General features: G+C 63.3%; 9 protein-coding genes. 4 read left to right on the plus strand and 5 right to left on the minus strand.

The features are described 5' to 3' along the window. Positions 1–309 precede the first annotated feature (309 nt). A complete protein-coding gene (locus tag AB7M32_RS20705) occupies positions 310–1,263 on the plus strand; it encodes a 2-hydroxyacid dehydrogenase (protein WP_454251171.1) in 954 nt (317 codons plus the stop codon). Here AB7M32_RS20705 and tssA read toward each other — a convergent pair. The 5 genes from tssA to AB7M32_RS20730 are packed head-to-tail and all read right to left on the minus strand — an operon-like array spanning position 1,260 to position 8,785. Then, positions 1,260–2,336: a type VI secretion system protein TssA gene (tssA, locus tag AB7M32_RS20710; protein ID WP_454251172.1), complete on the minus strand. Its 1,077-nt coding sequence runs from the start codon at positions 2,334–2,336 to the stop codon at positions 1,260–1,262. The genes AB7M32_RS20705 and tssA overlap by 4 nt on opposite strands. After that, positions 2,333–6,157, minus strand: a complete 3,825-nt coding sequence (locus tag AB7M32_RS20715; protein ID WP_454251173.1) for a type VI secretion system protein — start codon at positions 6,155–6,157, stop codon at positions 2,333–2,335. The genes tssA and AB7M32_RS20715 overlap by 4 nt, the downstream gene beginning before the upstream one ends. Next, positions 6,154–6,918, minus strand: coding sequence for a DotU family type IV/VI secretion system protein (locus AB7M32_RS20720; RefSeq protein WP_454251174.1), 765 nt, complete (start codon positions 6,916–6,918; stop codon positions 6,154–6,156). Before AB7M32_RS20720 ends, AB7M32_RS20715 begins: the two co-directional genes overlap by 4 nt. 18 nt (positions 6,919–6,936) lie before the next feature. Then, entirely contained in the window at positions 6,937–8,268 is a 1,332-nt protein-coding gene (tssK, locus tag AB7M32_RS20725) for a type VI secretion system baseplate subunit TssK (RefSeq protein ID WP_454251175.1), read from the minus strand. Between the two features lie 52 nt (positions 8,269–8,320). Beyond that, a complete protein-coding gene (locus AB7M32_RS20730) occupies positions 8,321–8,785 on the minus strand; it encodes a type VI secretion protein (RefSeq protein ID WP_072404613.1) in 465 nt (154 codons plus the stop codon). A gap of 223 nt (positions 8,786–9,008) precedes the next feature. Between AB7M32_RS20730 and tssB the strand changes: the two genes are divergently transcribed. The 3 genes from tssB (at position 9,009) to AB7M32_RS20745 (ending at position 11,813) form a co-directional block, all read left to right on the plus strand. Next, complete coding sequence (gene tssB / locus AB7M32_RS20735; protein ID WP_454251176.1) at positions 9,009–9,569, plus strand: type VI secretion system contractile sheath small subunit; 561 nt, start codon at positions 9,009–9,011, stop codon at positions 9,567–9,569. Positions 9,570–9,599: 30 nt separating this feature from the next. Continuing rightward, positions 9,600–11,081 (plus strand): type VI secretion system contractile sheath large subunit, encoded by a 1,482-nt coding sequence (tssC, locus tag AB7M32_RS20740; RefSeq protein WP_454251177.1) that lies wholly within the window; start codon positions 9,600–9,602, stop codon positions 11,079–11,081. A 234-nt stretch (positions 11,082–11,315) separates the two neighbouring features. After that, positions 11,316–11,813, plus strand: coding sequence for an Hcp family type VI secretion system effector (locus AB7M32_RS20745; protein ID WP_046063980.1), 498 nt, complete (start codon positions 11,316–11,318; stop codon positions 11,811–11,813). Positions 11,814–11,825 lie beyond the last annotated feature (12 nt).

Genomic DNA, 11,825 nt, shown 5'->3' on the forward strand with positions numbered 1-11,825 from the left:
AGGAGCGGTTGTGCGGATCAGATCGCCGCAGTGGAATTGTCCCTGTATTTCCCTGCATTCCCTGTAGGAGCGAGCTTGCTCGCGATAGAGGTATCAGCTTGCATCGATGTGAACAGACCGGCGCCATCGCGAGCAAGCTCGCTCCCACCATTTGATCGGAGTACAAGCAGCGAGACAGGCCGGCTGCCAGACTCCCACACAAAGGCCCCCTGCAACCGAAATGCACATAAAAAGCCAAGCCCCCCTGCCCCCGCCTCCTACAATCAGGTTGAATACCCGCAATCGATCCAGCGCCCACAGGAGCCCAGCATGACCGCAACCGTTCTGGTACTGGTTGAAACCGTCAATGAATACCTGCCGATACTCGAGCGGCAGGGTTACCACCTGGAATTGGCGCCCACGCCGGCCGAACGCAAGACAGCGATTTTCGAACACGGTGAACGCTTCAGCGCAGTACTGACCCGCGGCCCTCTGGGTTTGACGGCGGAAGAAATCGGCGCCCTGCCCAACCTGCAAATCATCTGCGTGATCGGCGCCGGTTACGAGCAGGTGGACCTGCAGGCCGCGCGCCAGCGGGGCATCGTGGTCACCAACGGCGCCGGGGTCAACGCCTCGTCGGTGGCCGACCATGCCATGGCGCTGTTGCTGGCGTTGGTGCGCGACATCCCTCGGGCCGATGCGAGTGTGCGCCGTGGCGAGTGGGCCAAGGTCATGCGCCCTTCCCTGGCCGGCAAGCGCTTGGGCGTGCTGGGCCTGGGCGCGGTGGGCATGGCCATCGCCCAGCGCGCCGCCCTCGGATTCGACATGAGCGTCAGCTACCACAATCGCCGGGTGCGCAACGACGTGCCCTACACCTTCTGCGCCACGCCCACGGAACTGGCCCGGGTCTCGGACTTCCTGATCGTCGCCACGCCCGGCGGCCTGGATACCCGGCAGTTGATCAACAAACAGGCCCTCGACGCCCTGGGGCCCCATGGTTTCCTGGTGAATATCGCCCGCGCCAGTGTGGTCGCCACCGCCGACCTGATCAGTGCCCTGGAACAACGACGGATCGCCGGCGCGGCCCTGGACGTGTTCGATCACGAACCCGAAGTGCCGGACGCGCTGAAAAACCTGCCCAACGTCGTACTGACGCCCCATGTGGCCGGCCTTTCGCCGGAAGCGACGCGTGGCACGGTGGAGTTGGTGGGCCAGAACCTGAACGCGTTCTTTGCCGGAAAACCGGTGTTGACGCCGGTGCCGCTACCCGACGCGCAGCTTTAAAGCACCCCCAGCAGGGTCCACAACCGCCGGGATTCGGCGTCGGCACTGATCAGCTCACCCAGCAGCTCGCTCAGCGGCTTGTTGCCCCACTCCACGCCACGCCGGATCAGATAGGGCACCGGGCTATGGGGCTCGGTACGGGCCAGGTAACCGGCGATCACCAGTAGCTGTCGGTAGGCCTCTTCACGATTGGCCGGCTCCTGGAAGACCGGGGCAGCCGCCTGCGGCTGGGGCGTCGATGTCGGCGCTGGGGACGTTTGCACCGGCACGACGGTGGGTTGCTGTGGGTGCATCGCGATGAACTCCTCTACCAGTGTCAGCAATGCCTGAATCACGTCCTGCAGGGATTTGTAGCCTGGGGCCAGGTTGCCGAGATAAGCGTCGCTCCAGGCTTCGAGCCGTTGCAGGTGCTGCAGGCTCAACATCAGGCTGCCCTGGCGATGCAACCAGAACGACAAGGGGGTGCTGCGGATCAGTTCGCTGAGTTTCTTTTGGTCGTTGCGCGCCGCTTCCGCCAGCGCCTTGGCGTTCTTGCTGTCGTTGCCCAACACTTGCTGACGTTGCAAGCGTTGCCAGTCGTCCAGGCAGAAACTGGCAAACACAGGGTCCCGGCCATCGAGCAATGGCACCCGCGTCAGCAACACTTCGCTGTAGCGACGGGCCAGCCACTCCAACGGAATCACTCGCCACGACTGGTCGCCTTCATCGGCCTGGGGATGCAACTGCTCCGGATAGCGTTCACACAACCCCGCCACCAGCGCCAGGCTGCCCGGCAACCCCTCCAGCCCGGCCCTATGCAACCAGGCCTCCCCCAGCCAGGCACTGATCATCAAGTCCTTGCTGCGCTCCAGCAGCAGCGTGGTAGCGAGCCTCTCCAGGTCCGGCCACAGGGCGCGCTTGATCGAAGACTGCCACACACCGGTGGGCAAGCTGGTGTCGTCCTCCCGGCGCAATTCGCGCAGTTGGTCGTATTCCGGCTCGTAGCGCAGGTCGGGGCCACAGGGCGACTCGGCACTGATCGGCTCGAGCAACTGAGTGACCAACTCGGGCAAAGGCGATATCGGCACGCTCACAGGCCCTCCTCACGGGTGGCGATGGCGGGGCTCGATGAGGTCGCCATGAAAGGTGAACGGGGTGCCCGCGTCGGCAGCGGCGGGATCGACAACGGCAACTTGGAGCCCTGGCTCATCAACGACAGGCGCAGGAACATCAGTGTCTGCTCCGCCGTGCGAGCCTGGGTCTGGGCGGTGACCGGCAGTTGCAGGGCCAGGGGAAAATCGGTGTAGTCGACATTCGGCTGACGCTGGGCCGATCCCAGCGCGCGCATCAGGCGCAGCAATGACCACGGCCCCTGATACTCCCAGCCGGCCTCCAGGTCGCGTACCACCAGGTTCGGTTGCAACGGATCGTTGGCCGGACGCTGATAGCCGTTGCGGGCCCAGCGCAAGGTCAGCCGCACGGGCTGGCCGACCATCCACCGCAGGTTCTGCTGGCCGCCGCCGGGGTAGCTGATCTGTTGGTTGCCAGCGTCCAGGCTCCAGGCGATCACCTGGTCAGCGCCGCGCTCTTCATCACGATCGGTTCGCCAGCGCACGTCCATCTCCACCCCCAGAATGCCACTCTTGTCGCGCACGAACAGCGGCCCGAGCCAGGTGCCGGCCTGCTTCAAACGGTTGAGAAAATCCTCGGCCGCCAGGCGGTCCGGCGTCTGGCTCAACACCAACCCGGCCTGGGCCAAGGGCAGACGTGTGTCGATCAGCTCCAGCAGGTGCTGGACCCGCGCCGGGTCGGCATCGCTGGCCCGCACATCCTGGGTGAACGGAAAGCGCCCGGCCAGGTATTGATTGAAATAGTTGGCCAAGTCATTCCAGGCGGTCGCCGCCTGGTTCTGTTGCAGGTACAGGCACCGTTGCAGGGCGCCCTGCTGCAACGCGACCGTGCGCTGGGCAAGGTCACCGCGCCCGCTGGGCAGGCTGGAGGTCTGCAAGATCTGCGCACAGGACGTGGTGTCCATGGCAATGAAGTCCCGGCTCACCAATTGCTCCAATTGGGCCGCCGAGCTGGCCGGGTTCTGGTTCTTGTACTTGAGCAATTCATCGTTGAGGGCCATGAAGCGCGCCACCTGGTCGTGCTCCAGGGCCGACAGATTGTCCTGCTGGACGATCAGCCATTCCAGGGCGGGCATTCGCTGTTCGGCGACCTGCAGCATCACGCCGAATTGCTGGCTCAGGCTCAGCTTCAAGTCTTGTGGATCGCTGGCACCGTACAGTTGCAAGCCGAAGTTCTTCGAACCGTCCCAACGCTGGACATCGGCCCGCTGGCTGAACAGCGGCTGGGCATCGATTTCGTCCAGACCACTCTTGATCTGCGCCAATGCCCGCCGATTGAGCAGACGCTGGAAACGGATCGCCAGGTCGCCGCGGTGCACATCCATGAAGGCTTTTTGCAACGCCACGGCCTGGGCCGTTTGCACGTTGAACCCCATGCCGGGCAACGACGCGTCGCTTTCATCCAGGCTCAACCACATGGCCCGTGCGGCGGCGCTTTCGGCGGCCTGCATCAGCGCGTCACGGTAATCCGGCGGAATGCGCGGCAGTTCTTCGCTGGCATAGTTCTTGTAGCTGGCGAAGTAGTTCAGGGCGACGCTGAAATCATCACTGCCATCGCCCTGGCCCATCGCATCGGGGTTGCTGGCCGACGGATCCTTCTGCATGGCCAACGCTACGAAATCGCGCTTGAACAGCGCCTGCACCGCACCGTCCAGCGCAGTGACATGATCCTGCAAGACCAGCAGGCCGCTGCCCTGTTGCACCAGCAGGTTGTCCCGGGAGCCGCTCTGGACGATCCACTGGTCACGAAAACTCTGCTGCAACTTCGCCGCCTGGCTCTGAAGGTCCTGCTCGATATCCGGCCCCAGCAACGCGCTGTGACTGACCTTGTCCAGCATCTGGCTGTAGCCGGGTACCAGGTCCTGGCCCTTGCCTCGGCCCCAGGCCGAATTGGTCAGGCTGACCAGCGTCTGCAAATCGTCGATCAGCGCCATCAGGTCTTCGAGTTCGCTCAAGGAATTGCCGCTGCCAGCCTCCAGCTGTTGCAAGTGCAGCTTGAGGTAACCGGCCTGGCGCACAAAGTTGTCCGCCAGGAAGTAATGGTCCAGCCAGCGCTGCATCAGGCCGGTGAAGTTATCGGAGATCACCGGGCGCGCGGCGTTCAGGTCCAGTCCTTTCAAATCGCTGTTCTGGGCATCGAACAGTACCCGGTTGTAGAAATGTGCGCGGCTCAAGGTGCCGGTATTGAGTCCCAGGGACAACGCGGTATTGCTCAGTTGCACCAGTTCGTCCAGCGGCGCCTTGGGGTCGTTCACCACCTGGCTGAACATCTGGTTGTGCTGCTCCAGGCGTACCGCCAGGTCCACCAGTGCCTTGGCCTTCACGTAACTCTGCCATTGCGCCGGGTCTTCACTCTCGACGTTGCCCCGTCGCTCGGTGTTGCGGATGGACTTGAGTTGCTCCAGGTCTGCGTTCAACAGATCCCGCAACGGCAAGATCCAATGATGCCGGGCGGTCAGGCGCAACCCATTCTCCAGTTGCGTGTCCACCGAAGAGAACCACGAGGTGGGAAAGACCACCGAGACGAAGCGCCAGCGCGGGGCTTTTTCCAACACGTTCCAGTAGTTCTGCACGTTGTGCCGGGTCGGCTCCAGTTGCGGTTCGTCGGGGTCGACCACGAGGTGATTCTTATGGGCGCTGAGGATCAACCGCGACAACCCCTCGGCTTGCTCCATCGAATCGTGCCAGACCCAGACCATGCTCCCCAGCCAGACCAGGCCCACCACCAACGCCACCGCCGCGGCCAACCGATGCCCGCGCTGGCGCAAGCGCAACAGCCGTGGCACAGGCTGGGCCAGGCCACGTTCGGCCACTAGCCGCCGCGACCACAATTGCCGGGCGAACACGGTTTGCCGCTGTGCGCTGTCGGCGGCGGTCAACCCGTCGCCGCTGGCGGCCGGCGCCTGGCTGGCGGTGAAATACACCCCGCGAAAACGCGGCGCTTCGCCTTGGGCGTTGCCCTGGAACACCGGCTCCAGCAGGATCTGCAACGCCCGCCGCAAACCTTCGAAACGCTCCGGCAAGCCATAGAGGTCGGTGCCCAGTTGCCCCGACAGCGCACCGATCTCGATGATCGACTGCGACAGCGCGGCGTTGACCTGGTCCAGGGCCTGATCACTCCATTGCGACTGCCACGCCGCATCCGGCAAATACGGCGACGACCAGCCCAGCATCGACTCCCGCGCCTCGGCGGGCAGCGCACTGACCAGTTCCTGGAACCCGGGCAGTTCTTCCATTCCGGTCATCACCACATACACCGGCAGGCTGAGGCCGAAGCGCTGCAGAAGGTCGATGAAGCAGCGCCGGACCTTGAGGCTCAGCGCGGTGGTGTGCTCGATGTCATCGAGGGTGCTGAATGGCACGGTCCAGATCACCGCATCCAATGGGCGTTTGCTGCGCAAGCGCAACATCAGCCCGAGCAGGCGCCACCAGTTGCCCCGTTGCCGGTTCATACCTTCATCGGGCAGGAACAACGCCTGGGGCACCACCAGCACCGCGCCTTCGGCATCGCAAAACCAGCGCCCGAACCAGGCCGCCTTGTCGGTCGGTTGCAAGCGCCACTGGGCGCACAATTGGGCACCGTCGGCTTCATTGCCGAGCATCATCAGCCAGGGCATCTGATAGCGGTCTCGGGTGCCCTGCTCCTGTTCCATGTGGCGCACCGCCCCATAGAAACTGCGGATCGCCGCCCCGCCCTGGGTCCGCAGCCACCAGATCAGGGCCGCGATCAACAGGACCACGACGATGGCGATCAACACCAGTGCAACGATGCTCAGGGTGCTCATGAATCCTGCTCCTGAACCACCGCCGACTCGTTCAGTTGCAACACCGGCTCGAGTTCCAAACGGATGTCACGCCAGAACACCTGCCCCAAGCCGGTCAGCAACAACACCATTGCCAGGATCGCCAGCCCCAGGCGCAAGCCGTCCGGCAACGACTGCTGCACCGGCATGCGCACTGGCGGCGCTGCCGCAGCCAACGCCAGGCGCTGGCTGACGTCGACGTAATCAGGATCGTGTTGCCAGGCGAAGGTGAACAGCGCCGCGCGCCACTTGGCCTGCTGAACCTGGCCGGGCTCGCCCCGCAATCGCCCCTGGAACCCCAGGATCAGGCACTGCAAGTAGACGTTCGCCAAGTCCCGGGTACCGGGCATCTGCTCGTCCAGCAATTTCTTGATCGCCGCCGGCAAGCGCTCGCCGGCCTGGCGACTGGCATACATGCGTGATTCGAGGGGGTGCTGCTGCCAGGCCAGTTGTCCGGGCCAGGGGCTGAACAGCAGGGTTTCGTCCACCAGCGCGACGAAGGCATAGACCAGTGCCTTGACCTGCTCGGTGGCCGCATCGCCGACGGTGGCGAAGGCCACCCGCCACAGGCGTTGGGCGCTACGCCCGGAAAACTCCACCACCCGGTTGACCAATATCGCGGGGTCGCTGTCCTTGGGCAAGTCTTGCCATTCCTGGGACCACTTCAGCCAGGCCTGGCGAAAAGCGCTGCTTAGCGGCGCCTCATGCAGACTCCGAACTGCCCCGCCACTTCCGTCAGGCATACGACTCCCCTTTTGCGATCAGGCGCTTTCACTGGCTTGCGCCACGAACAACACCACCTGCCACGGGCTGCTGGCCTGGGCCGATGCCGGCGCCACGATGTGCAGCGGCAATTGCCCGTCGAACCACTGCCCGCTCGCGGCCACCACGAACAAACGGGTGTCGTCGCCGACGCTGTAGGCCACCTGCTCGTTGCGGCTCATGGCTTGGTGGGTCAAACCACTCATGCGTTGTCGGCTCAGCAGCGGGACGTGCCGCGCCGACGCGATGATCGCCCCGCGCAACCAGTCAGCCGCCGCCTGCTCGCTGGCACCGTTGGGCATGCGCAGGCCGATCACCAGGCGTTGATCCGGCTGGTCGTCCGGCAACTGGATCGAGAAGACCTGCTCGTTGCGCTCGAAGGCCAGGCTGCGATAGCCGGCACGGACCAGCTCCAGGGTGTTTTCCAGCCAATCCAGCAACGGCTCGTAGCCACGCTGCAATTCAAGAAAATCCAACGGTGCGAAGGCCGGAACGCCCGCCAGCGGATCAAGGGCCGACCAGCTCCCGGCCAGCCCCAGCAACAAACCGTAGAGTGCCTGGGGCGTCGCCACCCGGGTGTTCAGCGCCCCTTCGACTTCCGGCAAGCGCGCCCACAAGGCGGTCAATTGCCGGCGAATCTCCACAGCATCGTCCTGGTTGCCGGCCGCCTGGGCCTGACGCAAGCGACCGGCGAGGAACAGGCACTTTTCCCGAGCCCGGGCACACACCCCGGCCACCCGACGGCCGAGAACCGATTCCGGCAACAGGACCGGCGTTGGTGGTGTGTAGGGCACGCGCCAGAAGCCACCGCCCTCCTTGCGGATGCGCAGCAGCGGCAGGCAGATCGAATCGGCCTTGCTCAGTTGCGTGCACAACCTCGGGTTGGGTCGCCAGACCGTGATCGATTCGGGAAACTCACCGCTGGTGAGATCCGGCAACGCCTCGCCGACCACCGATTGCAAACGGCCCTTGAGCGGCAGCAGTTGCCCGGCGCGCCATAGTGGGCTGACGGCCAGGTACACGGTCACAGTGGCGTCGGTGGTCTTGTCGATGGCCTCGGTGATGTCCAACTCCAGGGTCGGCCCGACGCCGGCCTGCAGGTTGACCGGCAAGCCGTCCGGCAAGGTTCCTTGCAGTTGCAGCAGCCGTACCTGGCCGGCGCTGAGGGCCGACGGGTCGACGTCCAACTGGCTGACGCCCCAGAACCAAGGGTTGCAGGCCCCGGCGAAATGCGCGGCCAAGGCCTCGGCACGTAGCCCCTGCAATTGAAAATGCTGGGGCAGCAATTGCATACCCTCATGCCAGCACACCGCGTCAGGTAACAGACTCATACGACTCCCTTCGACATCCCAATGGCACCGCCCATGGCGGCCCGCGGTTTACTCAAGGTTGACTGTCATCACGCTGGCCATCGTTGACGAGGGTCATCTCGCGACTGTCGAACTTCAGCCAGGCCTTGCGCTGATCGTCCAGCCGAAGCCGGTGGGCTCCGGGAGTGTTATAGCTGGCGAAGACCAAAAGTCCAGCGGCACGCCGGCCCTCCAATGGGAAGGGTTGGCGGTCGATGAATTGCCCCGGGACCAGCTCCAGCCCCCATACCGACATGAGTTGACGATAGTCGCGCTGGAACTGTTCGCGCTCGGCGAACCATTGGCTGGCGGTGATGCCCGACAGCTGCTTGAGCAGGTCCGGGTCGTTCACGGCGATGAAATCCACCGCGATCGGGGTGTCGTCATTGGCCCGGGGCGCGACGTCCAAGGTCAGGCTGTCCAGGTCGACACTGGGGGCAAAGAGCGAGCAACCGGTGAGTGCCAGGCTCAAAAAAAATCCATAAAAAAAACCACGCAAAATGAATCTTCCTTTTCTCAGCGGTCAAAAATTGTTTTTGCTTGCTTTTTTATAGACCTGTTCTAGCGTCTTGGATAGTTCGACCCACACGGTTGAATGGACCAGGTTCGTCAAGGGAATGACAGGTTTTCTGCCCCCATTTGCAACCTGCGGATCAGCAAGGGAATGCGATGAGCGGGACTCCCGATGCATTGCTCCCACACATGCATCGGAGTCGGCCGCCATGGCAGAAAGTACCCAGCACAAGCTCGACAGAGTCCGTCCTCCCCGCGTCCAGATCACCTACGACGTGGAAATCGGCAACGCCATCGAGAAAAAGGAATTGCCACTGGTGGTCGGCATTCTGGCCGACCTCTCGGGCAAGCCGTTGAACCCGCTGCCCAAGCTCAATGAGCGGCGCTTCACGGAAATCGATCGGGACAATTTCAACGAGGTGCTCGCCTCCATCTCCCCCCGCGCCACGCTGCAGGTGAACAACACCCTCAGCGGCGACGACAGCAAGCTCAACATCGAGCTCAACTTCCGGCACATCGACGACTTCGACCCGGTCAGGGTCGTGGAGCAGGTCACGCCGTTGCGTCGGTTGTTCGAGGCGCGCCAGCGCCTGCGAGATCTGTTGACCAAGCTCGACGGCAACGATGACCTGGACAAATTGCTGCGTGACGTGATCGCCAACACCGAGGGCTTGCAGGAGATCAAGTCGGCCCGGCCCCAGGACGCGACGCAGGAGCTGCCGACCGTCGCCGCCAACGATGACCCTGCCCCGGCCGAACCACAGGCCTGATCGCGCGCATCATTCAAGGGAGATAACGCCATGCCAGCCTCATCCAGCGCTCAAAGCAGCGAGAGCACGACCCAGACCCTGTCCCTGCTGGACAAGATCATCGCCGAAGGCCGCATGGCCCACGACGACAGCCAGCAAGACTACGCCCGCGACATGCTGGCCGAATTCGCCACCCAGGTCCTCGACGAAGGCATGGCCATCGACAAGGACACGGTGGCGATGATCAACGACCGCATCAGCCAGATCGACGAGTTGATCAGCGCCCAGCTCAACGAAGTGCTGCACCACCCCGACCTGCAGAAACTAGAAGCCTCCTGGCGCGGCCTGCACTTGCTGGTGCAAAACACCGAAACCAGCACCCGGCTGAAATTGCGCCTGCTCAACGTCACTCAGAAAGAACTGCAGAACGATCTGGAAAAGGCCGTCGAATTCGACCAGAGCGCGCTGTTCAAGAAAATCTACGAGGAAGAATACGGCACCTTCGGCGGGCATCCGTTCAGCCTGCTGGTGGGTGACTACACCTTTGGCCGGCATCCGCAGGACATCGGCCTGCTGGAAAAACTCTCGAACGTTGCCGCCGCCGCGCACGCCCCGTTCATTGCCGCTGCCAGCCCGCGGTTGTTCGACATGACCAGCTTCACCGAACTGGCGATCCCCCGGGACCTGTCGAAGATTTTCGAGAGCCAGGAGCTGATCAAGTGGCGCGCCTTCCGGGAAAGCGAAGACTCGCGCTACGTGTCCCTGGTGTTGCCGCACTTCCTGCTGCGCCTGCCCTACGGGCCGGACACACTGCCGGTGGAAGGCATCAACTACGTCGAAGACGTCAACGGCACCGACCACAGCAAGTACCTGTGGGGCAATGCCGCCTGGACGCTGGCGCAACGCATCACTGAAGCCTTCGCCAAATATGGCTGGTGCGCGGCGATTCGCGGGGCCGAGGGCGGTGGCGCGGTCGAAGGCCTGCCGGCCCATACCTTCCGCACCAGCTCCGGGGACCTGTCGCTCAAATGCCCGACCGAAGTGGCGATCACCGACCGCCGTGAAAAAGAACTCAACGACCTGGGCTTCATCTCCTTGTGCCACAAGAAAAACAGCGACGTGGCAGTGTTCTTCGGCGGCCAGACCACCAACAAGGCCAAGGTCTACAACACCAACGAGGCCAACGCCAACGCGCGGATCTCGGCGATGTTGCCATATGTCCTCGCGGCTTCGCGTTTTGCCCATTACCTGAAGGTGATCATGCGCGACAAGGTCGGCAGTTTCATGACCCGGGACAATGTGCAGACCTACCTCAACAACTGGATCGCCGACTACGTGCTGATCAACGACAACGCGCCGCAAGAGATCAAGGCGCAGTACCCATTGCGCGAAGCCCGGGTGGACGTGACGGAGGTGGCCGGCAAGCCCGGCGCCTACAAGGCCACGGTGTTCCTGCGGCCGCACTTCCAGCTTGAAGAACTAACCGCCTCGATCCGCTTGGTGGCGACATTGCCGCCACCGGTAGCTGCCTGACGGTTAAAACCTGTGGCGAGGACGCTGTTGTGGCGAGGGGATTTATCCCCGCTGGGGCGCGAAGCGGCCCTGAATACCAGCAACCCGCTGTGTCAGGCAGATTGAGTTGACTGCTTGGAGGGCTGCTGCGCAGCCCAGCGGGGATAAATCCCCTCGCCACAGAGTTCGGCGTTCGTATTCTAACGAATCGGTATCGGGCATTGCCCCACTTGTCTTCTTCAGGAGTTCCACACAATGGATGCAATCATTCTCGACCTCGGCGGTGACATCAAGGGCGACAGCCTGCTGGAGGGGTTCACGGACAAGATCGAGGTCATGTCCTACAGCCATAACGTGGCCATGCAGGTCACCAACGACGTCAGCAACTCGGAGCGCACCTCCGGCCGGCCCCACATCGGCGAATTTACCCTGACCAAATTCGTCGACAGCTCCACCCCCACCCTCAATGAGTATTGCTGCGCCGGCAAGCCAATCCCGCAAGCCGTCATCACCATCGGCCGCAACGCCGCCGAAGGCAGCGGCAAACTCATGCCCTTCATCATCTACACCCTGACGAACGTCGTGCTGTCCAACGTCAGTGTCAGCGGCGGCACTGGCGGCAAACCGGTGGAAACCCTGTCGCTGAACTTCACCAAGATCAAATGGGAACTCACCGCGCAGAAAGACGACGGCACCAAGGAAGGCACGGCGGGCACTACGTGGGACCTGGCCGCCAACAAAATGACCAAGTAAGGCAGCCGCGCC

This window comes from Pseudomonas sp. R151218B TE3479 (genome assembly GCF_053629195.1).

Bases quoted from the DNA above. Each gene is read 5' to 3' on its own strand.
- AB7M32_RS20705 (WP_454251171.1), top strand. From the start codon at position 310: ATGACCGCAACCGTTCTGGTACTGGTTGAAACCGTCAATGAATACCTG.
- AB7M32_RS20715 (WP_454251173.1), bottom strand. From the start codon at position 6,157: ATGAGCACCCTGAGCATCGTTGCACTGGTGTTGATCGCCATCGTCGTG.
- AB7M32_RS20720 (WP_454251174.1), bottom strand. From the start codon at position 6,918: ATGCCTGACGGAAGTGGCGGGGCAGTTCGGAGTCTGCATGAGGCGCCG.
- tssK (WP_454251175.1), bottom strand. From the start codon at position 8,268: ATGAGTCTGTTACCTGACGCGGTGTGCTGGCATGAGGGTATGCAATTG.
- tssB (WP_454251176.1), top strand. From the start codon at position 9,009: ATGGCAGAAAGTACCCAGCACAAGCTCGACAGAGTCCGTCCTCCCCGC.
- tssC (WP_454251177.1), top strand. From the start codon at position 9,600: ATGCCAGCCTCATCCAGCGCTCAAAGCAGCGAGAGCACGACCCAGACC.
- AB7M32_RS20745 (WP_046063980.1), top strand. From the start codon at position 11,316: ATGGATGCAATCATTCTCGACCTCGGCGGTGACATCAAGGGCGACAGC.